Raw genomic sequence first — 24,319 nt, 5'->3', positions numbered from 1 at the left:
CATCAACCATTCTGGAACAAGTCGACTGTGACAATGTTCGTTGACAAGGTTAGTACGCTGCGGGGTATGGCCCGCACACCGCGAGAAGCGGACTCCGCCAGGTGGCTCGACACCGCTGATGGCCTGCGGTTGGCCGTGTGGGAACACGGCGATCCCAGCGCCCCGACGGTGCTGGCGGTGCACGGCTACCCCGACGACCACGGGGTCTGGGACGGCGTGGTGACGGCGCTGGCCGCGAAGTACCACGTGGTCACCTACGACGTGCGCGGGGCGGGGGAGTCGGACCAGCCCCAGCCGGTCGAGGCCTACCGGCTGGATCGCCTCACCGACGATCTCGGCCGGGTCATCGACGCGGTCAGCCCGCACCGGCCGGTGCACCTGCTCGCCCACGACTGGGGATCCGTGCAGGCCTGGCACGCGGTCACCGAGCCCCGGTCGACCGAGCGGTTCGCGTCGTTCACCTCGATCTCCGGGCCGTGCCTGGACCACGTCGGCCGGTGGATGCGCGCGAAGCTGCGCCGACCGACCCCGCGGGCCCTGCGCGAGCTGATCACGCAGCTGATCTGCTCCGGCTACATCGGTTTCTTCCAACTCCCGGTGCTGCCCGAACTGGTCTGGCGAACCGGACTGCTGCCGAAGCTGATCACCAGGTTGGAGCGGTTCGACCCGCATTCCGCGGCGAATCCGGCGCGGCCCGCGCTGTCCGACGGCCTGCACGGATTGCAGCTGTACCGGGCGAACATGGGTGCGCGCATGACGAAACCAGGGGAGCGCCGCACCGACCTTCCGGTCCAGGTGCTCGCGCCCAACGGCGATCCGTTCGTTTCCGCGCCGCTGCAGACCGAGATCGCGCCGTGGGTGCCGAACCTGCGGGTGCGCAGCCTGCCCGGCGGGCACTGGCTGCCACGCGCCCGACCGGAACTCGTCGCGCGGTGCACCTCGGAACTGATCGAGCACGTCGAAGGCGGCCCGGAGTCACGCGCCCTGCGGCGCAGCCGGGTGCGGCCGGGACGGCACTTCTTCCAGGACCACCTCGTGGTGATCACCGGTGCGGGCAGCGGGATCGGCCAGGCCACCGCGCTGGCCTTCGCCGCGCAGGGGGCGCACGTGGTCGCCGCCGACATCGACGGATCCGCCGCCGAACGCACCGCCGAGCAGATCGCGCGCACCGGCGCGGGCGCCACGCCCTACCGCGTCGACGTCGCCGATCAGGCGGGCATGGCGCGCTTCGCCGAGCACGTGCACGCCGAACTGGGCACCCCGGATGTGGTGGTCAACAACGCCGGGATCGGCATCGCGGGCTCCTTCGTGGACACCGCGGTCGCCGACTGGGAACGGGCCATCGACATCAACCTGTGGGGCGTCATCCACGGCTGCCGGTTGTTCGCGGCGCAGATGATCGAACGCGGCGAAGGCGGCCGGATCGTCAACGTCGCATCGGCCGCCGCTTACCTGCCCTCCCGCGTGCTTCCGGCCTACAGCACCACGAAGGCCGCGGTGCTGGCGCTCAGCGAGTGCCTGCGCATCGAACTGGCCGCCGAGGGCATCAGGGTGACCGCGGTCTGCCCCGGTCTGGTCAACACCGGCATCACGACCAGCACCCGGTTCGTCGGCGTCACCGATGCCGAGCAGGACCGGCGCCGCGGCGCCGCCGAGCGGCTTTACCAGCGGCGGAACTTCACGCCGCAGCGCGCGGCGGCCGAGATCCTGCGCGCCGTGCGGCGGGACGTCGCGGTCGCGCCGATCACCGCCGAGGCCCGGGTCGGGTTGGTGCTGTCCCGCCTGACCCCCGGCCTGCTGCGCGCCGCAGCCAGGGCCGATCTGACGCCGCGCTGAAGGAGGTGGGGCATGTCCCACGTCGATCCGGGGGAGCCGGACCGCGTCGCGCTGCAGGCGCGCGATGTCGAGTTCGACTGGTCCCGACTGCCGATGCACTGGATCCCCGGCGAACCGTTCGCCACCCACGTCGTCAACTTCCTGCACCTCGTGCTGCCCGAAGGCGAGCGCTGGTTCATCGAGGTCTTCAAGCAGGCGCTGCCGCTGATCAAGGACGACCGGCTGCTGGAGGACGTTCGCGGCTTCGTCGGCCAGGAGGCGGTGCACGCCGAATCGCACCAGGGCGTGCTGGACCACTTCGACGCGCACGGGCTGGACACCCGGCCGTTCGTCGCGCAGGTCGGCTGGATGTTCCGCAAGGTCCTCGGCGACCGGCCGCACGGCGGCGTGCGCGCCGAATCCTGGCTGGTCCAGCGGCTTGCGCTGATCGCGGCGATCGAGCACTACACGGCGTTCCTCGGCCAGTGGGTGTTGGACGCGGCGGAGTTGGACGCGGCCGGTGCTGATCCGACCATGCTCGATCTGCTGCGCTGGCACGGTGCGGAGGAGGTCGAGCACCGGTCGGTGGCCTTCGACGTGTACATGCACGTCGACGGCGGTTACCTGCAACGCAGCCGGGCGATGGTGATCGCGATAGCGGTGCTGGCGATCCTGTGGGTGCGCGGGGTGCGATTCCTGATGGCCGCCGATCCGGTGCTGCGCGGTAGGCGCAAGCCCCGCTGGCGGGACCTGCTGCGCACCGGTCGACTCGGGTTGACACCGAGCTACTGGCAGCTGCTGCGGGCCGTGCCCGCCTACTTCCGCCGCGGCTACCACCCTGCGCAGCACGGCTCGACCAGCCAAGCCGTGGCGTACCTGGCGAAATCGCCCGCCGCGCGGGCGGCCGAGCGCTGATGGCCGATCGCACGGTCCCGCCAGCGCTGAACCGACCCGGTCCGGACCGCTTCCTGTGGACCCTGGACAAGTTCACCTCCGGCATGGAGTGGCTGCACCGCAACAGCCGACGAAACCACCCGCCAGCGCGGCCGGTGGATCGCGACATCCCGTTGGTGGTCTCGGAAATCCAGGCGGCGGTCGATGAGGTGGTCAGCCTGCGGCTGACCGATCCGGGCGGCGGAGTGCTTCCGGCCTGGCAGCCCGGCGCGCACCTGGACGTCCTGCTGCCCTCGGGCCGGAAGCGGCCGTACTCGCTGTGCGGGGAGCCGGGTGAGCGCGGGTACTACCGGATCGCGGTTCGGCGGCTGGCCGACGGTGGCGGCGGATCCCGCGAGATCCACGACCTGCGACCTGGTAGCCGGATCACCGCACGCGGACCCCGCAACGCGTTCCCGTTCATCACCGCACCGCGCTACCTGTTCATCGCGGGCGGTATCGGCATCACACCGATCCTGCCGATGGTGCGCACCGCGGCGGCGCGTGGCGCGGACTGGCGGCTGGTCTACACCGGACGGTCGCGGGAGTCGATGCCGTTCGTCGACGAACTGCGGTCGTTGGCCCCGGAGCGGGTGTGGATCCGGCCGGACACCGAGTTCGGCATCCCGGCATCCGGTGCGGAACTGCTGGAGCACGCGCCGAGGGCCGCGACGGTGTACTGCTGCGGGCCGGTCCCGATGATCACCGGAGTTCGGGTGGACCTGCCGGGCAGCGGGGCGGATTCGCTGCACTGGGAACGGTTCTCGGCGCCGCCGATCGTCGGCGGTCGCCCCTTCGACGTGGAACTCGCCCGCACCGGCATCCGGCTGCGGGTGCCCGCGGACCGCTCGGCGCTGGAGGTGATCGGCGAGGCGGTACCGGAGGTGCCCTACTCGTGCCGCCAGGGCTTCTGCGGCACCTGCCACGTCCGAGTCCTCGCCGGTGCGGTCGAGCACCGGGGCCGAGCGGCCGATGGCCGGATGGCGATCTGCGTCTCCCGAGCCGCCGACCGCGTGGTGCTGGACCTCTGAGCACGCCGGAGGAGGTCGGCGTCCGCCCCACCTCCGCGCGGTGGGTGAGGTAGCGGTCGTGACCCGCGCCAGCCACCGACACCAGTTCGGTGTTGGCGCGGGAACAGCAAGCGTCGATCCGACCAGCCCGAGATGTGAGAAACCGACTACCGGTGGTGGCCGCTCGCGGCCTAGTGTCGAGCGCATAGCTGAGCTCGGGAGGACGCATGGAACTCGCCGGTCTGGTCGAGGTCACCTCGGCGGCGGAACTCCGGGAAGTGGTGGGCGAACCGCTGCCCCGGGTTCGGGAGAAGGAACGGAAGAAGCTGCACGAGATGGACCGGAAGTGGCTGGCGGCATCGCCGTTCTGCCTGATCGCCACCTCCGCCGCGGACGGCACCTGCGACGTCTCGCCCAAGGGCGACCCGGCGGGGTTCACGCTGGTGCTGGACGAGGCCACCATCGCCATCCCGGAGCGGCCGGGCAACAAGCGGGTCGACGGTTTCCGCAACGTGCTGTCGAATCCGCACGTCGGGTTGATCTACTTCATCCCGGGCCGCGGTGACACCCTGCGGATCAACGGCCGCGCCCGGCTGGTGCGCGACGCGCCGTTCTTCGACGACATGGTGGTGAAGGGGCATCGGCCGGTATTGGCGCTGGTCGTGGAGATCGAGCAGATCTTCCACCACTGCGCCAAGGCCTTCCTGCGCTCCGGGCTGTGGGAACCCGAGACCTGGCAACCGGATTCGGTGCCGTCCCGGGCGCAGATCGCCAAACTCCTGGAACGCGCGCAGGATTCGCTGACCGAGTTGCAGCGCTACTACGGCGACCAGTACGCCAACCACCTCTACTAGTCGTGAGCGGTTGTTCCGGTGCGAACCGGGATTTCCCCTGCTACGCCGCGCGGTCGAAGCGATCGGCGCCCTGGAACGTGCCGGGCGTGATCCCGTAGTGGCGGCGGAACCAGCGGGTGAGGTGGCTCTGGTCGGCGAAACCGGATGCGGTGGCAGCCTCGGCCGGGGTGCTGCCCTCGGCCAGCAGGCGGCGCGCGTGGCGCAGCCGGAGCTGGCGCTGGTACTCGCTGGGAGTCAGCCCGTGCACCGCGCGGAACCCGCGGGTCAGCGCGAACCTGCTGCGGGAGCTGACCTCGGCGAGCGCTTTCGATGCCGAGGTCGTCGGCGAAGCGCGCGTGCAGCAGGTCGCGCACCCGGCGCAACCCGGGGTCATCACGCCGCGCATCTGGTGCCCAGCCGGGCGGCGCGGGACGAACCGCGCCGCGCTGCACCATCGCCCGCACGGCCTGCTGCAGGGCCTCGTCCTGGGCCAAGGAGCTCTCCTGTTCCGCGAGCGCGGTGCACAGTAGGTCCAACGCGGTCGCCAAGACGGGATCGTGCAGGACGGGCTCGGCGAACAGCGGTGCGCCGACCGGTAGCTGTGCCGCATCGGCGAGCACCCCGCGGATCAGTTCCGGTCCGATGTGGACGATCCGGTAGGTGAACCCGCCGTCGAAGGCCGCCCGGCCGTCGTGCGGGTCGTCCGGGTTGAACGCCATCACCATGCCCGCGGTGCTGGTGCGTCGTGCGCCTCGACAGCGGAACGTCTGCGCGCCGACCTCGGTGATGCCGAACGAGTAGGCGTCGTGGCTGTGCAGGTCGTAGGTGTGGCGTTCGAAATGCGCGCGCATCGCCTCGACCGGCAACCGGCCGGACCGCCAGTACCGCGACCACTCGGAGCGCTCGGACATGCCGCCATTGTCCCTCCGGCCCCGAGGTGCCGGGTGCACGAGCGTTCAAGACAGGTGCTCGACGCGGCGGTGAGGATGCGGGCATGGCAACCCGGACGAAGATCGCTGTCGTCGTGCGCAAGGACCTGGCCGAGTGGCAGAAGCTGAACGTGACCGCGTTCCTGATCAGCGGTATCACCGCGGCGAACCCCGACCTGGTCGGCGCCGACTACGTCGACGGCGACGGAGTTCGCTACCTGCCGCTGCTGGGGCACCCGGTGCTCGTCTTCGCCGCCTCCGCTGACGAGATCGCGCGGGCCCACGCCCGAACCGTCGAGCGCGGCATGGCGTCGGCGATCTACACCGAGGACATGTTCGGTACCGGCAACGACGTCGACAACCGGGCCGTCGTGGCGGCCAGGGCGACCGGCGAACTGGACCTGGTGGGATTCGCCGTCCACGACGCGCGGGGCGCCGTCGACAAGGTCTGCAAGGGACTCGTCCTGCATCCCTGACGGCCAAATCGACCAGACCGGCGGAGGCCGTCCCGGTCAGGACCTCGGCGCCCTGCTGCGCTCGGGCGGACTGTCGCTGGCCGCACCGATCGCCCGGATCTGGCTGCCCAGCGCTGAGCTTGCGGCTGCGCGTCGCCGGGTTTCTCCTGGGGGCACGGGGTTGGGAGACATCCGATGGTCGAGTGGCTGCGATGGCCGGTGGCGCGCCAACTGGCCGGGGCCGATCCGCTGGGGCGGGGCACGGCGGCCCGGTCGGAGCGCACCGACGCCCGGCGGGCGCGCACCGAGGACGCCGACGAAGTGGTCGGGTCGGTGTGCCCGTACTGCGCGGTGGGCTGCGGCCAGCGGATCTTCGTCCAGGACGGCGCGGTCACCCAGATCGAGGGCGATCCGGATTCGCCGATCAGCCGCGGCCGGTTGTGCCCGAAGGGCTCGGCCAGCCGTGAGCTGGTGACCTCGCCGCTGCGGCAGACCAAGGTCCGCTACCGCCGCCCGCACGGCACCGAGTGGGAGGACCTCGACCTCGACACCGCGATGGACATGATCGCCGACCGGGTGCTGGCCACCCGGGCCGCCACCTGGCAGGACACCGACGCCGACGGCCGACCGCTGCGGCGCACGACGGGCATCGCGAGCCTCGGAGGAGCGACCCTCGACAACGAGGAGAACTACCTCATGAAGAAGCTCTACACCGCCCTCGGTGCCATCGAGGTGGAGAACCAGGCCCGCATTTGACACTCCGCCACGGTGCCCGGTCTGGGTGCCTCCTTCGGGCGCGGCGGCGCCACCACCTTCCAGCAGGACCTCGCCAACGCGGACTGCATCCTCATCCAGGGGTCCAACGCGGCCGAGGCGCACCCGGTCGGTTTCCAGTGGGTGATGGAAGCCAAGCGGCGCGGTGCCACGATCATCCACGTGGACCCGCGGTTCACCCGCACCTCGGCGCTGGCACACCGGCACGTGCCGCTGCGGGCGGGCAGCGACATCGCGTTCCTCGGCGCGCTGATCAACCACGTGCTGAGCAACGACGCCTACTTCCACGACTACGTCGCGGCCTACACCAATGCGGCGATGATCGTCGGCGAGGACTTCCGCGATACGGAGGACCTGGACGGCGTCTTCTCCGGCTTCGACGCGGAAGTCGGCACCTACGACACCACCAGCTGGCAGTACGAGCGCTGCACCGCGGTCCCCTCGGATGGTGATCACGGCCCGGCCCCCACGACGGTGTACGGCCGCGAGCGCGACACCAGCCGCTGCGAACGCACCGGATCCGGTGGTGCGGTCTACCACGGCCGCCCCGAAACCGACCCGACCCTGCGGCACCCCCGCTGCGTTTTCCAACTGCTCAAACGGCATTACGCCCGCTACACCCCGGAAATGGTGGAGCGGGTCTGCGGTGTCCCGCGCGCGGATTTCCAGTGGGTGGCCGAAAAACTGGTGGCCAACTCGGGCCGGGAGCGCACCACGGCCATCGCCTACGCGGTCGGCTGGACGCAGCACACCGTGGGCTCCCAGTACATCCGCGCCGCATCGATCCTGCAGCTGCTGCTGGGCAACATCGGTCGGCCCGGCGGCGGAATCCTGGCGTTGCGCGGGCACGCCAGCATCCAGGGCTCGACCGACATCCCGACGCTGTTCAACCTGCTGCCCGGCTACATCCCGATGCCGCACGCGCACGCCGACTTCGACCTGGATTCCTTCGTCGCCGAGGACGAACTCGCCCGCGGTTACTGGGCGAACATCCGCGCCTACCTGGTCAGCCTGCTCAAGGCCTGGTGGGGTGAGCACGCCACCGCCGACAACGACTTCTGCTTCGACCGGCTGCCGCGGCTGACCGGCGACCACGGCACCTTCCAGACCGCGGTCAACCAGATCGAAGGACTCGGCAAGGGCTACTTCGTCGTCGGTGAGAACCCGGCGGCGGGCACGGCCAACGCGCGCCAGCAGCGGATGGGCCTGGCCAACCTGGACTGGCTGGTGGTCCGCGATCTCAACATGATCGAAACCGCCACCTTCTGGCGGGACGGCCCCGAAATCGAGACCGGCGAGATGCGCACCGAGGACATCGGCACCGAGGTGTTCTTCCTGCCCGCCGCCGCGCACACCGAGAAGGACGGCAGCTTCACCAACACCCAGCGGCTGCTGCAATGGCACCACAAAGCCGTCCAGCCGCACCGAGATCAGCGCAGCGACCTGTGGTTCTTCTACCACCTTGGCCGACGCTTGCGGGAAAAGGCCTCGGCGGACGACGCCCGGAACCGGGCGCTGCTGGAGCTGACCTGGGACTACCCGACCGAAGGAGAACTGGACGAGCCGAGCGCGGCAGCGGTGCTCCGCGAGATCAACGGCGTCGACGCCGACGACAACCCGCTGACGTCCTACACCCAGCTGCGCGCCGACGGTTCGACCCGCTGCGGCTGCTGGATCTACTGCGGCGTCTTCGCCGACGGGATCAACCAGGCGGCCCGGCGACGTCCCGGACAGCAGCAGTCGTGGGTCGCGCCCGAGTGGGGTTGGGCCTGGCCCGACAACCGGCGGCTGCTCTACAACCGGGCATCGGCCGACCCGGACGGTCGGCCCTGGAGCGACCGCAAGGCCTACGTCTGGTGGGACGAGCAGCGCGGTGCGTGGATCGGTCACGACATCCCGGACTTCGACCGCGACAAGCGCCCGGACTACCTGCCCGCGCCCGGCGCCACCGGCCCGGAAGGCATCGCGGGCAGCGAACCGTTCATCATGCAGACCGACGGCCGCGGCTGGCTGTACGCCCCTGCCGGAATGGTCGACGGGCCGCTGCCCGCGCACTACGAGCCGCAGGAATCACCGCTGGAGAACCGGATCCACACCGCGCAGCAGCGAAATCCGGCGCGGCAGGTGCGTTCCCGGCCGGAGAACCGGTACCAGCCCAGCGGCGGCGAGCCCGGCAGCGAGGTCTTCCCGTACGTGTTCACCACCTTCCGGCTCACCGAACACCACACCGCGGGCGGCATGAGCCGATGGCTGACGCACCTGTCCGAACTGGCCCCGGCGATGTTCCTGGAGATCTCGCCGGAGCTGGCCGCCGAACGCGGGCTGCGGCACCTGGGCTGGGCGACCGTGGTGACCGCCCGCAGCGCCATCGAGGGCCGGGTGCTGGTGACCGCCCGGATGCGGCCGCTGCGGCACGGCGCGCGCACGATCCACCAGATCGGCATCCCGTGGCACTGGGGACCCAACGGCCTGACGGTCGGCGATGCTGCCAACGAACTGGTCAACGTCGCGCTGGATCCCAACGTGCACATCATGGAGACCAAGGCGGGCAGCTGCGACGTCCAGCCGGGACGCCGCCCGCGCGGTCCCGCGCTGGTCCGCTACGTCGAGGAGTACCGCAGGCGCGCGGGCATCACCGAAGACACCGGCATGGAGCACGCCGACGATCCACGACGGGGAGGGGAGTGAGGCTCGTGACCCGGAACCGGTTGAGCGGCCCGCTGGCGGATCCGGCGGCGGAGGCGGGATATCCACCGGATCATCCCGAGCGCGTCGGATTCTTCACCGACACCAGCGTTTGCATCGGCTGCAAGGCCTGCGAGGTCGCCTGCAAGCAGTGGAACCTGTTGCCCGAGGACGGCCTCGACCTCACCGGGATGTCCTACGACAACACCGGTGCGCTCGGCGCGACGACCTGGCGGCACGTGGCGTTCGTCGAACAGCCGAACTCCACTGTGGACCTGGGCATGCCGGGGATGGGCGGGGACCAGGTGCGCTGGCTGATGTCCTCGGACGTCTGCAAGCACTGCACCCATGCGGCTTGCCTGGACGTGTGCCCGACCGGTGCGCTGATCCGCACCGAGTACGGCACCGTGCTGGTCCAGGACGACGTGTGCAACGGGTGCGGCTACTGCGTGCCCGCCTGCCCGTACGGGGTGATCGACGTTCGCCCCGACACCGGCGGCGCCGCGAAGTGCACGCTGTGCCAGGACCGATTGGGGGCGGGGCTGATGCCCGCCTGCGCGACGGCGTGCCCGACGGAGTCCATCCAGTACGGTCCGCTCGACGAACTCCGCGACCGCGCCGAGGGGCGCGTCGCCGAACTGCACGACCAGGGCGTCACCGGTGCGCGGTTGTACGGCCACGACCCAGCCGACGGGGTCGGCGGCGATGGCGCGTTCTTCCTGCTGCTGGACGACCCCGAGGTCTACGGGCTACCGCCGGATCCGGTCGTGACCACGCGCGATCTGCCGTCGATGTGGCGGCACGCGGCAGGCGCGGCGCTGACTGCGGCGGCGATGATCGCCGGGTGCTTCCTCGGGGGCAAGCGGTGAAGCGCGGCGATCGGCTGATGGTGCCGGAGGCCGAGTTCCGGTCCTACTACGGTCGGCCGGTGCTCAAGCAGCCGGTGTGGAAGGTGCCGGACGTGCCCGCGTACCTCTACCTCGGGGGCATGGCCGGGGCGTCGTCGACGATGGCGCTGTGCGCGGATCTCACCGGGCGTCGGCAGTTGGCCCGCGCGGGTCGGTGGGCCGCGGCGGTGGGGGCGACGGCCAGCGTCGCGGCGCTGGTCCACGATCTCGGCCGCCCCGCGCGGTTCCTGAACATGTTGCGGGTGCTGAAACCGACCTCGCCGCTGAGCGTCGGGTCCTGGATCCTGGCACCGTTCTCGGCGCTTTCCAGTGCGGGCGTGGCCAGCGAGCTCACCGGCTGGCTGCCGACGCTCGGCCGGGCGGCCAGCACCACGGCCGGGGTGATCGCCCCGGCGATGACGACCTACACAGCCGTGCTGCTGGCCGACACCGCGGTCCCGGGCTGGCACGAAGCCCACCGCGAACTGCCGTTCCTGTTCGCCGGGAGCGCCGTGTCGAGCGCCGGGGCGGTGGGAATGCTCGCCGCGCCGGGCGAATCCGCACCGGCCCGGCGGATGGCCATCGCCGGTGCGGCGCTGGAGTTGGCGGCGGGCCAGCGCATGCACCGGCGGATCGGCCTGGTCGGTGAGGTCTACCGGCAGGGCCGCGCGGGCGCGGTGTTGCGCACCGCCCGCGCGCTGGCGTGCGTCGGCGCGGGCACGGCGCTGCTGGCCGGACGCTGTCGCGGCGCGGCGATCGCCTCGGGGCTGTGCCTGAACGCCGCGGCCGCCGCGACGCGGTACGGGATCTTCGAGGCCGGGCGCGCGTCGGTCCGCGATCCGCGCTACACCGTCGTGCCCCAGCGAAACGGCCTGCCCAGCTGATCCACCAGATCCGGGGATCTATACACCCGGTATATACATCGTGTGTATAGTCGTCTCCATGTCGATCAGTCTCACCATGCTGGGGCTGCTGGAAAGCGGCCCCAGCTATGGATACGACTTGAAACGGGCCTACGACGCGAGCTTCGGGCACGCGAAATCGCTGGCCTACGGGCAGGTCTACGCGACGCTGTCCCGGCTGCTGCGGGACGAACTGGTCGAAGTGGACGGTGTCGAGTCCGGCGAGGGACCCGACCGCAAGCGCTACTCGATCACCGACGCAGGCAAGCGGCGGGTCGAGAAATGGTTGTCCACACCGGAGAAACCCGTCGCGGAGCTGCACAACACCCTCTACGCCAAGGTCGTGCTCGCCGTTCGCTCCGGTCGCGATGCCACGGAGGTGCTCGACCGGCAGCGCGGCGCCCACCTGGCCCGCATGCGCGAACTGACCCGCCGCAAGGCCGAAGCCGAACCCGGCGAGCAGTTGGTGCACGACTACGCCCTCTTCCACCTGGAGGCGGACCTGCGGTGGCTCGAACTCGCCGTCACCCGCCTCGAACCGTTGTCCCAGGAGGTTTCCCAGTGACCGATCGGTCAGCGACCGAGCCACTTCTCGTCGGTACCGACCTGCACCTTTCCTTCGGTCCCACCCCGGCACTGCGCGGCGCCGCGCTGTCGGTCGAAGCGGGGGAGATGGTCGCGGTGATGGGTGCTTCCGGCTCCGGCAAGTCGACCCTGCTGCACTGCCTGGCCGGGATCCGGCTGCCGCGGTCCGGTCAGATCCACTACCGCGGCACGGAGCTCACCGGGCTTTCCGACGAACGGCGCAGTGCCTTGCGGCGCAAGGATTTCGGCTTCGTCTTCCAGTTCGGGCAGTTGGTGCCGGAGTTGACGGTGCGGGAGAACATCGCGCTGCCGCTGCGGCTGGCCGGGGTCGGGCGCCGGGAAGCCGAGGCCAAGGCGGCGGGCTGGCTGGACGAGTTGGGCATCGCCGGGGTGGCCGATTCGCGACCCGGCGACATCTCCGGCGGGCAGGGCCAGCGCGCGGCGTTGGCCAGGGCGTTGGTGGCCGACCCCGCGGTGATCTTCGCCGACGAGCCGACCGGCGCGCTGGACTCCACCGGCGGTGAACAGGTGATGAACCTGCTGACACGGGCCGCGCGGGAATCGGGTGCGGCAGTGGTGCTGGTGACCCACGAAGCGCGGGTCGCCGCCTACGCCGACCGCGAGGTCGTGCTCCGCGACGGCCGCGCCCAGCTCGCCGAGGTGGCCCGATGACGACTGCGCGGGATTGGTTGCGGAACCTGGCCTTCGGGTTCCGGCTGGCGATCAGCGGCCGACGGCCGTGGGGGCGGCTGGCGGTCACCGGCGTCGGCATCGGGCTCGGCGTGGCGTTGCTCTTGGCGGCGGCCGCGATACCGCACGCCTACGAAGCCCGTGCGGCGCGCGAGAACACCAGAACCGCGAGTACCGATGGGACGGACCCGTCGGCCGGTGTGCTCGTCGCGCATACATCTGTGCAGTACCGGGGCGAGGGGATCGGCGGCATGCTGGTGCAGAACCGGCGTGCGGACGCGCCGGTACCGCCTGGTCTGACCCGCAATCCCGGACCGGGCGAGATGGTGGTCTCCCCGGCACTGCGGGAACTGCTCGAAAGTCCCAGCGGTGAGCTGCTGAAACCGCGGTTGCCAGCCCAGATCGTCGGTGTCATCGGCGATGCGGGCCTGGTCAGCCCCGACGAGTTGCTCTACTACGCCGGGACGGATGCGCTCTCGCCGCAGAGCGCCCGCGTTGGCGGGGTCGTCGAGCACTTCGGCGAAGGCGGCGTTCGCGAACCGCAGTCGGCGTTCCCGACCGACGCCTGGTTCGTGCTCGCGCTGGGTCTCGCGGCGCTGCTGGTGCCGGTCGTCGTTTACGTGGCGGCGACCGCAAGGCTTGCCGAGACCGCGCGGCAACGCCGCCTGTCGGCGTTGCGGCTGATCGGGGCCAGCGGCAGGCAGGTCCGCCGGATGGCGGCTGGCGAAGCACTGGCGGGAACGCTGCTCGGGGTGGCACTGGGGTGGGTGCTGTTCTTGGGTGCACGCACCGCCGCGACCGATCGGCCCCTCATCCAGTCCGCCGTCTTCGCCTTCGACATCCAGCCCGTCTGGTGGCTCGCGGCGCTCGTCACGCTGGGCATCCCGGCCCTCGCGGTACTGGTCACGACCGCTTCGCTGCGGCACACGATCACCGAACCGCTGGAAGTCACGCGCCGAACGGTGTTCCGGCCGCGGCGGCTGGCCTGGCGTCTGGTGCCGCTGGTGATCGGTGCGCTCGGACTGCTGTGGCTCGCCGTCGACCAACCGGGCCGATCGAACCTGCTGCCGGTGTTCATCACGTCGGTCGTGCTGGTGCTGGTGGCGATTCCGGTGCTGTTGCCGTGGTGCGTCGAACGCGCGGTGGGCCGGTTGCGGGGCGGTGCGACGGCTTGGCAGCTGGCGGTCCGGCGACTGCAGTTGACCAGCGGCACGGCCGCGCGGTCGGTCAGCGCGATCGCCGTGGTGGTGACCGGGGTGATCGGATTGCAGACGGTGGTGGCGACCATCGACCGCGATCTCACCGCCTCGGCCGAACCCGTGCCACAGCCGCGTGAGTGGGGCAACGCGTCGATCATCACGGCACTGCCGACGAGTGCCGCAGCCCGCCAGCAGGCGGAACGCGAGCTGCGGGCGCTGCCCGGCGTTGACGATCTGCGCTCCGCGGTCCTCGCCGATTCCGAATACGACGACGCCACGATGCGCAGCTGGACGGTGGCCATCGGGGAGTGCGCTGAACTGGCGCGGTTCGTCGAGGTGCCGGATTGCCGCGACGGCGATGCGTTCGTGCCACACCTGCCCGACGGAGCACCGCGCCCCGGCGAACGGATCCGCCTCGCGAACGCCCAATACGACAGCGAGACTCCCGCGACCGACGGTCCGAGTTGGGAGGTCCCGGCGCAACTGCGCCCGGTGGCTGCCGTGGACGTGGTCCAGTACCGGGAAGTGGGACTGCTGCTGACACCTGCGGCGGCCACCGGCATCCCGGACGGCTCCCGCTACGTCGCCGTGCAGCTCAGGATCAACCCGACGGCCTCCCCGGACTTGATCGAGCACATCCGCAACATCGCGGCGGTGCGCCTGCCGGATTCGACGGTGGAGAACCAGACCGGTACGTCCTCGGCATCGAGGTCGGCAGCGGTGCCGTGGCTGGCCGCGGTCCGAGCCGCACTGCTGGCTGGCGCGTTGCTCACCTTCGCGCTGATCGGCTGCAGCCTGTTCGTCTCGGCAGCCGAACAGATCCAGGAACGGCGGCGTCCGCTGGCGGTGCTCGGTGCGGTCGGGGTGCGCCGCCGGACCCTGTGGTGGTCGCTGCTGCTGCAGAACGCGGTGCCGATGCTGGTCGCCACCGCGTTGGCCTCGGCCACCGGTGTGCTGCTCGGGGTACTGGTCGCAGCGGCCCTAGAAGTCGCCGACCAGTTGGCGTTCGACATCCCAGGCATGCTCGGCCTGTTCACCTTCGCCACCGCCGCGGTCCTGGTGGTAACAGCCCTGACCCTCCCATCGCTGAGCCGCGCCACCAACCCAACGGGCCTCCGCACCGAGTGACCCGCGGAGCTTCCCACTGAGTGAAGGGCACCTTTGACCGACATAGCCGGTCAATGGTGCCCTTCACTCGGTTTGTTGTACCTATGGTTTCAGTGGTGATCGAAGTTGGGCTTCATTCGGCGGTGGCGTGGGGCTGCAAGGTCTCGGGTTAGTGGTTAGGTTAGGCTTCGTTAAAGCGTTGATCGTTTTGCTGCGCTGACGAGTGCTCACCCGGAGTTCCCCGTATGACGATCTTGAGTCCGCCGCGGCCCGACCTGACCGAAGCTTCGCCGTTCCGGCTGTTCCGGATCGAGGTCGCCGAGGTGTGGCGGTTGAGCCGACACCTCGTCCGGATCACCTTCACCGGCCCCGAGTTGTCGGCGATGACCAGCGGCGGGCTCGACCAGCGCGTCAAGATGATCTTCCCGTTGCCGGAGCAGTCGGAACCGGTGGTGCCAAGCGGCACCCGGCCGTATCAGGCGCTGCGGGAGCTGCCGCCGGAGATCCGCCCGAAGCTGCGCAGCTACACGGTGCGCGCGCACCGGCCCGAGCGCGGCGAGTTCGACGTCGACTTCGTGCTGCACGGCGACATCGGTCCCGCCTCGGCGTTCGCCGGGCGGGCCAAGCCGGGGGACCGGCTGGTCGTGTACGCGCCGAACGCCGAATGCCCGGCTTCGCGGCGCAGTGGTGTGGAGTTCCGACTCGACGCGCTGCGCGGGTCGGCGCTGCTCGTCGGTGACGAGACCGCGTTGCCCGCGATCGGCGGCATCCTGACCGCACTGCCGGTTGGCGTGCGGGCCGCGGTCTACGTCGAGATTCCGGACGCGTCCGACGCGCAGCACCTCGCCAGCGCGGCGGACGTCGAGGTGCACTGGCTGCCGCGTGGTGATCGCCGCCCTGGCGCCGTGCTGCTGCCCGCCATCCGGGCGGCCTCGCTGCTCGGCGGCGATCGGTACGCCTGGCTCGCCGGTGAGTCCGCGATGGTCACTTCGGTCCGGCGCCACCTGCTCGACGAGCGGGGGTTCGACCGGGCTGCCGTGACGTTCATGGGTTATTGGCGCTACGGCAGATCCGAGGACGAACCGAGGGACTGAGCAACGGGCCGCGGAGATCATTTCCGCGGCCCTTTTCATGCGCTGACCAGAACTGATCGAGTCTGGCTCGTAGCTCTCCGTAGCCACCCAAAAGTGTGAGAGGTGGCTTATATCTCACTCTAGGTGATCGACTTTCGTCGGTAGTTGATTCATCGATCAAGATATGAACTGGTGAAACGACGCAATCGCGGCGATCTTGTCGATGTTTCTGTGACGATGGCCACTTGCTCACGGTTTGGTCTCAGGATTCCCGCTACGTAGCGTGGCCCCCCGTCGGCACCCCGAGCCGGCGAAGGCAACACCGGAAGTCCGCTACGCCGAACCCTGCCCCGCGGGCTTTCCGACCCCCGACAACGCGCATCGGGGCAGGGACCTGACGACCACCGGCGAACCCGGCGTCCGATCGAGACCGGACGGCCGCGCCGACGTCAGCGCAGGCGTTGCTGGAGACGAAACATGGCTAGCTCCCGAGGCAAGCACCGCAAGATCGCCACCGGCCGCAACATCATGCGGGTGGCCCTGGCCGGCGCCGTGGTCGCCGCGCCGTTCGCCCTGACCCTGCCGGCCAACGCGGCTTCGGAGTCCACTTGGGACGCTGTCGCGAAGTGCGAGAGCAGCGGCAACTGGAAGATCAACACCGGCAACGGCTACTACGGCGGCCTGCAGTTCAGCCAGTCCACCTGGTCCAGCTTCGGTGGTACCAATTACGCCTCGAACGCCGCGCAGGCCAGCCGTGAGCAGCAGATCGCGGTCGCCGAGCGGGTTCTGCAGGAGCAGGGGCCGGGCGCCTGGCCGGTGTGCTCGAAGAAGGCGGGCCTGACTGCTAGCGGCGGTGCGCAGCACCAGGACGTCTCGTCGGGCGGTGCCGCCAAGCAGGCCACCCCGAAGAGCGAGACCAAGACCGAGATCAAGAAGACCGTGTCGGTCGAGGGCACCTACACGGTGCAGGCCGGTGACACGCTCAGCGCCATCGGTGCGAAGTTCGACGTGAGCTGGCAGTCGGTCTTCGAGAAGAACCGCAACGCCGTCCGCGACGCCAACCTGATCTTCCCCGGTCAGCAGCTGACCGTGAAGTGACCCGCTCGGTCCGCGCGACCGGGCGATACGCAAGGGACCCCGCCTGCCTCTCTCCGGCGGGGTCCCTTGTTCTTCCTGATGGACGCCGCGGGTCACTTGAGCTTGCGGCGGCGCAGATCGCTGCGGATGTCCCAGGCGGTCCAGCTGATGCCCCCGACTGCGAGTCCGGTCATCAGGATCAGCACCAGAGCTTCGGTCACGGCGAGCTCCCTTCGGGTGGTGCAGTACCGATCGGGATCGTTCTGAGCCTAGCGACGGCTTCGATGATCGCCGTGCGTATTGCGGCATTGAACCTGATGAGGGGAAGCAGGCAAAGCGGAGTGGCGGCTTGACAGTGCTGAATTCCCTGTGCAGAAACCGAATTGACGCGCAATCTCAATCTGCCGCGACACTTCTGCTGATCCGACGCATTCACATTCCGTGTCAATGACTCAGCACTGAGGGTGAATGGTTCTCAGCGGGGTGATTCGTCGGCATGTTGGGACCGGGATCGACCCGCGGTGCCCTGGATCATGGCCGTGATCGAGTTCCGGCGCGCCTTCCGATGCCGGGATCGCCCCGAAACCGCAGAAAGGGGGCACCACGATGTCCTCCGGCCAGCACACCGAATTGGTCGAGCTTTCCACCTTGCACGGCTGGGTGGGACCGACGGCGATCGTCGCCGGTGTCCTGCTGTTGATCGTCGCGCTGTTTCGCCGAACCCGCGCCACACTGGCGAAGAAGCGACGGGCGGCGCGACCAAGTGCGGCCGATTGGTGGTGATGCGCCGCCCCGAGCCGACCTAGGCGCGCCGCGTGCGGCGTGCGCTGCGGGGGAGGGGACGCATGACCGACACCACACGAGACCCCGGCGAAGTGGCGGCGGCCGGTACATCGACCCGACGACCACCGGCCAGCCAGCGCTGGCGGGTGGTTCCCGGCCCAGCCGCCCCACCGACCCGCCGCACCCATCGGCTGGACCTGCGAACCACGATCGCGGTGGATCTGGGACGGCTGGCTTCGTCGATGTCGCGACGTCTCGGCCTGGGCAGTGGCGGGATGATCGGCGGTAGGTTGGCGCTCAGCGTACAACCGCGGGTGCTGCACCGGTTGGCGATCGGTCGGTGTGTCGTGATGGTCACCGGAACCAACGGCAAGACGACGACCACGCAGATGGTGGCCGAGGCGCTGCGCTCCCGGGCGCCGGCGGTCAGCAACGGCACCGGTGCCAACATGCTCGACGGTCACGTCGCCGCGCTGATGACCCGGCCGGACGCCCCGTTCGCCGCGCTGGAGGTCGACGAGCTGCACCTGGCGCGGGTGACCGGGGAGTTCGAACCCGCGACGATCCTGCTGCTCAACCTCAGCCGCGACCAGCTCGACCGGGTCGGCGAGATCCGCACCGTCGCCGCGAGTCTGCGCCGTGCGCTGGCACAGGCTCCCGGCACGCACGTGATCGCCAACCGCGACGACCCCAACGTCGTTTTCGCGGCCGCCGATCACCCGTCGGTCACGTGGATCTCCGGTGGGGTGCGGTGGAAGGACGACGCGTTGAACTGCCCGAGCTGCGGCACGTTCATCGGCGACATCGACCGGGCTTGGCGCTGCGCCTGCGGTCTCGCGCGTCCCGAGGCGGACTGGACGGTCACCGACGGCGCGGCGGTGGCCGCCGACGGCACCCGCGTCGAACTGGACCTGGCGCTGCCCGGTCACGTCAACCGGGTCAACGCGACCTTCGCGCTGGCCGCGGCGCTGCACCTGGGCTGCGACCGGGAGTCCGCGCTGGCGCGCATCCGCCGGATCTCGCAGGCCGCCGGGCGCTACGGCACGGTGCGGCTGGCGGGTCGGCCGGTGCGGCTGCTGCTGGCGAAGAACCCGGCGAGCTGGTTGGAGATGCTCGATCTGGTCTCCGGCGACGACCATCCGCTGGTGCTGGTGGTCAACAGCCGGGAGGCCGACGGGCACGACGTGTCGTGGCTGTGGGACGTCGACTTCGAGATGCTGCGCGACCGGCCGGTGCGGGTGGCGGGGGATCGGGCGCTGGATCTGGCGGTGCGGTTGCGCTACGCGGGGGTGCCCGGTGCGGTGGCCACCAGCGTGGACGACGCGCTGACCGGATCGGCCGGTGGCGTCGCGCACGTGATCGCCAACTACACGGCGTTCCGCGACCTCGTCGCCAGGAGTCGGCGATGACGCGCGATCGGGTCCGCCTCGCCCTGGTGCTACCGGACCTGCTGGGCACCTACGGCGATCGCGGCAACGTCATCGTGCTGGCGCAGCGGCTGAAGTGGCGCAACATCGACAGCGAAACGGTGACGGTGCTGTCCTCTTCGGACGCGGTGCCGGAATCCTGCGACCTGTACCTGATCGGCGGTGGTGAGGACGTCGCGCAGGTCGCGGCGGTGCGGTTCCTGCACCGCGGCCCGGGACTGCGGCGCGCGGTGGACCGCGGCTGCCCGGTGCTGGGCATCTGCGGCGGGTTGCAGGTGCTCGGGACGAGCTTCGTCACCGGCGACGGCGCGCGGCACGCCGGACTCGGCCTGGTCGACGCGGCCACCGAGCCCGGCGACGGGCGCGCGATCGGCGAGGTGACCACGCAGTCCACTGTGGGCGGTGTCGGCATGCTCACCGGATTCGAGAACCACCTCGGCCGAACCCGGCTCGGACCCGATTCGCAGCCGCTGGGCCGCGTGGTGCGCGGCACCGGAAACGGTCACGACGACGCCGAGGGTGCGGTCAGCGGGCACGTCGTGTGCACCTATCTGCACGGCCCGGTGCTCGCGCGCAACCCGAAATTGGCGGACCTGCTGCTGGAGTGGGCTCTCGGGGAGCCGCTGGAGCCGGTGCCGGACCCACCGGAGCTGCGGGCGCTGCGCGCCGAGCGGACTCGCCTGCACGTCCGAAACCGCAAATAGCATCGCCAGTCGCGGTTGGGGGGCAGCGGAACTCAGCGGCGGCCAGCGATGCGGGCCAACCGGTCGAGCGCCGGTTTGAGCTCTGGGGCGCGGACCAGCGCCAGCACGCCGAAGCTCACCGCCAGCACCACGACCGTGTGCACGACCAGCGAGAGCCACGCGTCGGCGATCGGTTCGAGCGGGCCGAGAGCGCTGTGCAGCCCGATGATCGCCAGGACCGAGCAACCGCAGCCGAGCAGGGTGGCGACGAGTGCGCGCAGGATGCCGACCAGCGTGCGCCAGGTCCGCAGCCGACCGACCCGGTGCCGCAGCCAGACCTGGCCGACGATCGCGCCGACCACGAAACTGGCCGACATCGCAGCGGTGACCCCGATGACCAGGTCGCGCGGATCCAGCACGGCGAGGGCCGCGTAGCACAGCACGCAGCGCACCGCCACCATGATCACGTTGATCCAGGTCGGCGTGCGGGCGTCCTTCATCGCGTAGAAGGCGCGCAGCTGAAGCATCGTGATCGCGAAGGCAACGACGCCGAGCGCGGCGGCCGCCAGCGCCCAGCCGAGCCGGTCGGCGGCGGCCACATCGCTGGCGCCCAGCGAGAAGAACGCCACGCCGATCGGACCGCCGGCCACCACCAGCAGCGCGCTGATCGGCATCAGCAGCACCGCGCTCATCCTGGTGCCCAGCGACACGTCGCCGACGAATTCGCCGGTGTCCCCGGCCGCGGCGGCTCGGCTGATGCGGGGCATCAGCGCGGTGAGCAGCGAAACGCCGAGCACTCCGTAGGGGACCTGGGACAGCAGCCAGGCGTAGTTGAAGGTCGTCACGCTGCCGGTGGTGCCCTGTCCGGTGACACGGGTGATCACCACCATGCCCACCTGGCTGACCAGCGTGTAGAGCACGACCCAAGCGGCGAGTCCGCCGAACTCCGACAGCCTGCGGTCCCAGCCCCACCGCCAGCGGAACCGGAATCCGCTGTGGCGCAGCGAAACGGCCATGATCAACATCTGGGCGGCGATGCCCAGCGCGGTACCGATGCCGAGAACCAGCAGCTTCGGCTCGCCCATGCGCACCGGGTGGGTGGAGATCTCGCCGGGCAGCAGCGCGTACACCACAACTGTGGCGATCACGACGACGTTGTTGAGCACCGGAGCCCAGGCGGGCGTGCCGAACACGCCGCGGACGTTCAGGATCGCCTGCAGCAGCGCGGACAGGCCGTAGCAAATGATGCCGGGCAGCAGCAGGTAGGCGAATGCGGTGGTCAGCGCCGCGTTGGCGCGGGTGTCGGGGCCGAGGTAGAGCTCGGTGAGCAGCGGAGCGGCGGCCACTGCGGCCGTGGTGGCGACGAGCAGCAGCACCCCACCCATGGTGATCATCCACTGCGCGTACGCCTCGCCCCGCCGACCGCCCTCCTGTTGCGCCCGCACCAGCAGCGGCACCGCGATGCTGGTCAGCACGCCTCCCAGCAGCAGTTCGTTGACCACGGTCGGCAGCGTGTTGGCGACGGTGTAGGAGTCGTTGACCATGCCCAGTCCGAGCACGGCCACCAGCAAGACCTTCGCCAGCAGACCGCTGATCCGGCTGACCGCGGTGGCCACCGCCATCGCTGCGCTGGCACGGGCCAGTGAGGTGCCGCGAACCCGCGATTCGGCCTGATCGACCACGTCGCTCCCCAGTTCTCAAAGCCTGCGCCGACCGTGCCACGAAATGACCGCCATCGCCGTGCGAGGCCGACTCGTGGCAACCTGATCACACCGAAGGGGAACGGAGACGGCGATGATCGTGGTCGGCGGGCTGCTGCTGGTGGCCGGGTTGGTCGTGGCGGTTGTGACCGGTGGGGACGTCGCTGGCGGCTGGTTGCTGCCTGTCGGTCTGATCGCCGCTGGGCTCGGCGCGCTCGTGGCTGGTGTTGTCGCGGCGGCTCGGCGCCGCGTTCCGATGCGGGCGGCGATCCGCGCGCACCGGGCGGCGCCGGTGGGCAGCCCCGTGCGGCGCGCCCGCGCGGTCCCGGCGATGGTGTTGGCCACCGCCCGAGGGCGCAATCCCGCGTTGCCGCGCTACCAACTGGTGCTCTGGCTGGTGGCGGTGGCCTACCTGATCTCGCCGATCGATTTCATCCCGGAGTTCCTGCCACTGCTGGGCATCGGCGACGACATCGGCGTCGGTACCTGGCTGCTGACCAGCATGTACGCCGAAGCGGGCAACTACCTGGCGGTTCGGGATTCCTCCCGCGAGGTGGACGCGGGGTAGCCGTCACGCGGCGGCGGCAGTGGGTTGGGCCGCGGCCCGGTGGCGTCCGAAGAGGGCGTGGTCGATCGACCAGTTGCCGCCGTTGAAGCCCAGCGCCAACGCGGCGACGCCGATGGCCAGCACCAGCTCGAAGCCCGTGGGCGCGAACAGTCCGAAGGGCAGGTGCACCAGGAAAAGCGCGCCCGCCATCTCGACGGCCACCAGCACGCCGACCAGCGGCAGCAGCAGCCCGACGATCAGCATGGCGCCGCCGACGAGTTCCACCAGGGCGGCGTACCAGGCGGCGACGTGCGGCAGCGGGATGCCCAAGCTGGTGAAGCCCTGCGCGACACCGGCCACCCCGAAGTCGACGATCTTCTGCCAGCCGTGGGCGAACAGGATGACTCCGATACCGAGCCGTCCGATGAATGCGAAGAAATCGCGAACGACGTTCATGGTTCCCCCCGTGTCATGCGCAGACCTCCCGACGGGGCGAGGTCGGTACCACCAGTGTGGTGCTCGGCCGAGCACCAGTCATCTCGATGCTTCGCGGCAGCGAGCGCCAGGGTTTCTGCCGATCCAGGGCTTGGTATATCAAGATATGATATCTCAGAATGACTCATCGGCCCGTGCGCCGACACCGCAGTCGAACCAGCAGCGCCGCTGATCGGGGACCACGATGAGCCAGCAGTTGTCCAGCGACGATTCCCAACGACCGGCCGAGCCCGACCTGCCCAAGGGGTTCTTCTCCTACCTGCGTTCCTTCGGCCCAGGCATCGTGGTCGCGATGAGCTGGGTCGGCACCGGCGACCTGATCGACAACTCGGTGGCGGGCGGCAACTACGGATACGCCCTGCTCTGGGTGCTGCCGCTCGCGGTGGTCCTGCGATTCGTCTTCGTCAACGCGCTGGGCAAGTACGTGCTGTTCAACGTCCGCGACGATCCGAGCCTCATCCGCGGCTTGGCGCGGCTGCACCCGGCGATGGGATGGCTGCTGCTGATCTCCTTCGTGCTCTACACCCACCTGCTCATGTCGTTCAGCCTCAGCGCGGTGGGCGTGGCCGTCAGCGGTCTGACCGGTGGCGCGGTGTCGCCGTTCGTCGGGGCGCTGATCGGCGCCGCCTCGGTGTTCCTGGTGACCGCGCGAGGCGTCTACCAGGTGTTGGAGAACGTGCTCAAGGGCGTGCTGGCCATCAAGGTGGTGACCTTCATCGTGGCCATCGCCCTGGTCGGCGTCAGCTGGAAAGCGATGCTCGGCGGTCTGGCGTTCGACTTCCCGGAGCGCAGCGGCCCGTTCGACGCCACGCTCGTGGCGGCCAGCCTGGTGCTGGCCACCATCGGGTCGATGGCCAACCTGTTCTACCCGGAGTTCCTGCGCGAGAAGGGCTGGCTGGCACCGCGTTATCGGCGGTTGCAGCAGTACGACCTGCTGTTCGGTTCGATCGTGGTGCTGTTCCTCGGCGGAGTCGTGTGGGTGCTCGGGGCCGAGGTGCTGCACGGCGGCCAGGGCGTGTCGGAGGCATCCGACATCGCGGATGCGCTCGCCTCTGCCATCGGCCCGGTGGGTGCGTTCATCTTCTACTTCGGACTGTTCGGAGCGGGCTGGACGGTCGTGGCCGGCTCGGTGTTCGCGCTCGGCAAGATGGTCGTCGAATCGCTGCATGTGGTGCGTCCGCAGCGAGAGGGCCGCTATCCGGAACGCGGCAAGGATCCGGTCTACATCGCGGTGGTGATTTGGGGGCTGTCGGCCGTGCTGTGGTCCCTGCCCGGCGGGCCGGGATTCATCCCGCTGGTGGTGATCGCGCACGTGCTGACCGCCCCGTTCCTGGTGCTGATCGTGATCGGGGTGATCACGCTGCTCAACAGCAGGCACTCGATGGGACCGCACCGGAACTCCTGGAAGGAGAACATCGCCCTGGGACTGGTCGCGGCGCTGGTCTGCATCGCCGCCGTGCAGGGCTTCGTCCAAACCTTCGCCCCGCTGTTCTGAAGCCCCCCCGCCCGGTATGGGCGCTCTCCGATCAGGTGAAGAGTGAAGGGCACCATTGACCGACTATGCCGGTCAAAGGTGCCCTTCACCTCGTCCGCATCGTTGTGGCGGGGTGGGTGTGGGCCTGGCTTCCGTGACGTGAAAGCACTCTCGCTTGGTTGCGGTGCCGCGCGGCATCGTGAGAGCTGCCGCGGGTCAGCGCGATCACCACGGTTCTGCGGCGCCCGCGCAGTCC

The 24,319-nt window shown here is 70.1% G+C and carries 21 protein-coding genes and 1 pseudogene; 18 read left to right on the top strand and 4 right to left on the bottom strand.

Annotation, left to right across the window (positions count from 1 at the left end; genetic code table 11):
* The first annotated feature begins 66 nt into the window (after positions 1–66).
* From ACTWQN_RS24100 to ACTWQN_RS24085, 4 genes are all read left to right on the top strand, one after another.
* A complete protein-coding gene (locus ACTWQN_RS24100) occupies positions 67–1,836 on the top strand; it encodes an SDR family oxidoreductase (protein WP_443205819.1) in 1,770 nt (589 codons plus the stop codon).
* Between the two features lie 12 nt (positions 1,837–1,848).
* On the top strand, positions 1,849–2,730 hold the full coding sequence (locus ACTWQN_RS24095) for a metal-dependent hydrolase (protein WP_443205818.1): 882 nt from the start codon (positions 1,849–1,851) through the stop codon (positions 2,728–2,730).
* Positions 2,730–3,779: a PDR/VanB family oxidoreductase gene (locus ACTWQN_RS24090; RefSeq protein ID WP_443205817.1), complete on the top strand. Its 1,050-nt coding sequence runs from the start codon at positions 2,730–2,732 to the stop codon at positions 3,777–3,779. The genes ACTWQN_RS24095 and ACTWQN_RS24090 overlap by 1 nt, the downstream gene beginning before the upstream one ends.
* Before the next feature lie 206 nt (positions 3,780–3,985).
* Positions 3,986–4,612: a pyridoxamine 5'-phosphate oxidase family protein gene (locus ACTWQN_RS24085; protein ID WP_443205816.1), complete on the top strand. Its 627-nt coding sequence runs from the start codon at positions 3,986–3,988 to the stop codon at positions 4,610–4,612.
* Positions 4,613–4,652: 40 nt separating this feature from the next.
* On the opposite strand, the gene ACTWQN_RS24080 is transcribed toward ACTWQN_RS24085, so the two are convergent.
* Positions 4,653–4,985, bottom strand: coding sequence for a helix-turn-helix domain-containing protein (locus ACTWQN_RS24080; RefSeq protein WP_443205922.1), 333 nt, complete (start codon positions 4,983–4,985; stop codon positions 4,653–4,655).
* 130 nt (positions 4,986–5,115) lie between these two features.
* Positions 5,116–5,442 (bottom strand): annotated as a pseudogene (locus tag ACTWQN_RS24075) (AraC family ligand binding domain-containing protein); the annotation flags it as partial.
* Positions 5,443–5,585: 143 nt separating this feature from the next.
* Between ACTWQN_RS24075 and ACTWQN_RS24070 the strand changes: the two are divergent.
* The 12 genes from ACTWQN_RS24070 to ACTWQN_RS24015 all read left to right on the top strand — a co-directional run bounded on the left by ACTWQN_RS24070 (position 5,586) and on the right by ACTWQN_RS24015 (position 19,868).
* Positions 5,586–5,996, top strand: coding sequence for a DUF2000 family protein (locus ACTWQN_RS24070; RefSeq protein WP_443205815.1), 411 nt, complete (start codon positions 5,586–5,588; stop codon positions 5,994–5,996).
* A gap of 174 nt (positions 5,997–6,170) precedes the next feature.
* Positions 6,171–9,437, top strand: a complete 3,267-nt coding sequence (gene fdh, locus ACTWQN_RS24065; RefSeq protein WP_443205814.1) for a formate dehydrogenase — start codon at positions 6,171–6,173, stop codon at positions 9,435–9,437.
* Between the two features lie 5 nt (positions 9,438–9,442).
* On the top strand, positions 9,443–10,303 hold the full coding sequence (locus ACTWQN_RS24060) for a 4Fe-4S dicluster domain-containing protein (protein WP_443205813.1): 861 nt from the start codon (positions 9,443–9,445) through the stop codon (positions 10,301–10,303).
* Positions 10,300–11,205, top strand: a complete 906-nt coding sequence (gene nrfD / locus ACTWQN_RS24055; RefSeq protein ID WP_443205812.1) for an NrfD/PsrC family molybdoenzyme membrane anchor subunit — start codon at positions 10,300–10,302, stop codon at positions 11,203–11,205. Before ACTWQN_RS24060 ends, nrfD begins: the two co-directional genes overlap by 4 nt.
* 58 nt (positions 11,206–11,263) lie before the next feature.
* Positions 11,264–11,788, top strand: a complete 525-nt coding sequence (locus tag ACTWQN_RS24050) for a PadR family transcriptional regulator (RefSeq protein WP_443205811.1) — start codon at positions 11,264–11,266, stop codon at positions 11,786–11,788.
* Positions 11,785–12,480, top strand: a complete 696-nt coding sequence (locus ACTWQN_RS24045; protein ID WP_443205810.1) for an ABC transporter ATP-binding protein — start codon at positions 11,785–11,787, stop codon at positions 12,478–12,480. The genes ACTWQN_RS24050 and ACTWQN_RS24045 overlap by 4 nt, the downstream gene beginning before the upstream one ends.
* The gene (locus tag ACTWQN_RS24040; protein ID WP_443205809.1) at positions 12,477–14,825 is read left to right on the top strand and encodes an FtsX-like permease family protein; all 2,349 of its coding nucleotides are present in this window, start codon (positions 12,477–12,479) and stop codon (positions 14,823–14,825) included. The genes ACTWQN_RS24045 and ACTWQN_RS24040 overlap by 4 nt, the downstream gene beginning before the upstream one ends.
* A 224-nt stretch (positions 14,826–15,049) precedes the next feature.
* Positions 15,050–15,898: a siderophore-interacting protein gene (locus tag ACTWQN_RS24035; protein WP_443205808.1), complete on the top strand. Its 849-nt coding sequence runs from the start codon at positions 15,050–15,052 to the stop codon at positions 15,896–15,898.
* A 456-nt stretch (positions 15,899–16,354) separates the two neighbouring features.
* Entirely contained in the window at positions 16,355–16,975 is a 621-nt protein-coding gene (locus ACTWQN_RS24030; protein WP_443205807.1) for a transglycosylase family protein, read from the top strand.
* 585 nt (positions 16,976–17,560) lie between these two features.
* Positions 17,561–17,737 (top strand): hypothetical protein, encoded by a 177-nt coding sequence (locus ACTWQN_RS24025; RefSeq protein ID WP_443205806.1) that lies wholly within the window; start codon positions 17,561–17,563, stop codon positions 17,735–17,737.
* A 62-nt stretch (positions 17,738–17,799) separates the two neighbouring features.
* Complete coding sequence (locus tag ACTWQN_RS24020; protein ID WP_443205805.1) at positions 17,800–19,146, top strand: MurT ligase domain-containing protein; 1,347 nt, start codon at positions 17,800–17,802, stop codon at positions 19,144–19,146.
* Complete coding sequence (locus tag ACTWQN_RS24015; RefSeq protein ID WP_443205804.1) at positions 19,143–19,868, top strand: type 1 glutamine amidotransferase; 726 nt, start codon at positions 19,143–19,145, stop codon at positions 19,866–19,868. Before ACTWQN_RS24020 ends, ACTWQN_RS24015 begins: the two co-directional genes overlap by 4 nt.
* Before the next feature lie 32 nt (positions 19,869–19,900).
* On the opposite strand, the gene murJ is transcribed toward ACTWQN_RS24015, so the two are convergent.
* Entirely contained in the window at positions 19,901–21,529 is a 1,629-nt protein-coding gene (gene murJ, locus ACTWQN_RS24010; RefSeq protein WP_443205803.1) for a murein biosynthesis integral membrane protein MurJ, read from the bottom strand.
* 112 nt (positions 21,530–21,641) lie between these two features.
* Between murJ and ACTWQN_RS24005 the strand changes: the two genes are divergently transcribed.
* The gene (locus tag ACTWQN_RS24005; RefSeq protein ID WP_443205802.1) at positions 21,642–22,115 is read left to right on the top strand and encodes a YkvA family protein; all 474 of its coding nucleotides are present in this window, start codon (positions 21,642–21,644) and stop codon (positions 22,113–22,115) included.
* Positions 22,116–22,118: 3 nt separating this feature from the next.
* Here the strand turns inward: ACTWQN_RS24005 and ACTWQN_RS24000 are convergent, their stop codons facing one another.
* The gene (locus ACTWQN_RS24000; RefSeq protein WP_443205801.1) at positions 22,119–22,550 is read right to left on the bottom strand and encodes a DoxX family protein; all 432 of its coding nucleotides are present in this window, start codon (positions 22,548–22,550) and stop codon (positions 22,119–22,121) included.
* 223 nt (positions 22,551–22,773) lie between these two features.
* On the opposite strand from ACTWQN_RS24000, the gene ACTWQN_RS23995 reads away from it, so the two are divergent.
* The gene (locus tag ACTWQN_RS23995) at positions 22,774–24,084 is read left to right on the top strand and encodes an Nramp family divalent metal transporter (RefSeq protein ID WP_443205800.1); all 1,311 of its coding nucleotides are present in this window, start codon (positions 22,774–22,776) and stop codon (positions 24,082–24,084) included.
* Positions 24,085–24,319 lie beyond the last annotated feature (235 nt).

This window comes from Saccharopolyspora antiqui (genome assembly GCF_052246905.1).
Lineage (GTDB): Bacteria > Actinomycetota > Actinomycetes > Mycobacteriales > Pseudonocardiaceae > Saccharopolyspora.
The sequence above is the reverse complement of the archived record's forward strand: the minus strand, read 5'-3'. Positions and strand labels throughout refer to the sequence as shown.

What these genes read in the sequence shown, in the direction of transcription:
- ACTWQN_RS24100 (WP_443205819.1), top strand. Translation starts at nt 67, where the DNA reads ATGGCCCGCACACCGCGAGAAGCGGACTCCGCCAGGTGGCTCGACACC.
- ACTWQN_RS24095 (WP_443205818.1), top strand. Translation starts at nt 1,849, where the DNA reads ATGTCCCACGTCGATCCGGGGGAGCCGGACCGCGTCGCGCTGCAGGCG.
- ACTWQN_RS24090 (WP_443205817.1), top strand. Translation starts at nt 2,730, where the DNA reads ATGGCCGATCGCACGGTCCCGCCAGCGCTGAACCGACCCGGTCCGGAC.
- ACTWQN_RS24085 (WP_443205816.1), top strand. Translation starts at nt 3,986, where the DNA reads ATGGAACTCGCCGGTCTGGTCGAGGTCACCTCGGCGGCGGAACTCCGG.
- ACTWQN_RS24080 (WP_443205922.1), bottom strand. Translation starts at nt 4,985, where the DNA reads ATGACCCCGGGTTGCGCCGGGTGCGCGACCTGCTGCACGCGCGCTTCG.
- ACTWQN_RS24070 (WP_443205815.1), top strand. Translation starts at nt 5,586, where the DNA reads ATGGCAACCCGGACGAAGATCGCTGTCGTCGTGCGCAAGGACCTGGCC.
- ACTWQN_RS24050 (WP_443205811.1), top strand. Translation starts at nt 11,264, where the DNA reads ATGTCGATCAGTCTCACCATGCTGGGGCTGCTGGAAAGCGGCCCCAGC.
- ACTWQN_RS24040 (WP_443205809.1), top strand. Translation starts at nt 12,477, where the DNA reads ATGACGACTGCGCGGGATTGGTTGCGGAACCTGGCCTTCGGGTTCCGG.
- ACTWQN_RS24035 (WP_443205808.1), top strand. Translation starts at nt 15,050, where the DNA reads ATGACGATCTTGAGTCCGCCGCGGCCCGACCTGACCGAAGCTTCGCCG.
- ACTWQN_RS24030 (WP_443205807.1), top strand. Translation starts at nt 16,355, where the DNA reads ATGGCTAGCTCCCGAGGCAAGCACCGCAAGATCGCCACCGGCCGCAAC.
- ACTWQN_RS24025 (WP_443205806.1), top strand. Translation starts at nt 17,561, where the DNA reads ATGTCCTCCGGCCAGCACACCGAATTGGTCGAGCTTTCCACCTTGCAC.
- ACTWQN_RS24020 (WP_443205805.1), top strand. Translation starts at nt 17,800, where the DNA reads ATGACCGACACCACACGAGACCCCGGCGAAGTGGCGGCGGCCGGTACA.
- ACTWQN_RS24015 (WP_443205804.1), top strand. Translation starts at nt 19,143, where the DNA reads ATGACGCGCGATCGGGTCCGCCTCGCCCTGGTGCTACCGGACCTGCTG.
- ACTWQN_RS24005 (WP_443205802.1), top strand. Translation starts at nt 21,642, where the DNA reads ATGATCGTGGTCGGCGGGCTGCTGCTGGTGGCCGGGTTGGTCGTGGCG.
- ACTWQN_RS24000 (WP_443205801.1), bottom strand. Translation starts at nt 22,550, where the DNA reads ATGAACGTCGTTCGCGATTTCTTCGCATTCATCGGACGGCTCGGTATC.
- ACTWQN_RS23995 (WP_443205800.1), top strand. Translation starts at nt 22,774, where the DNA reads ATGAGCCAGCAGTTGTCCAGCGACGATTCCCAACGACCGGCCGAGCCC.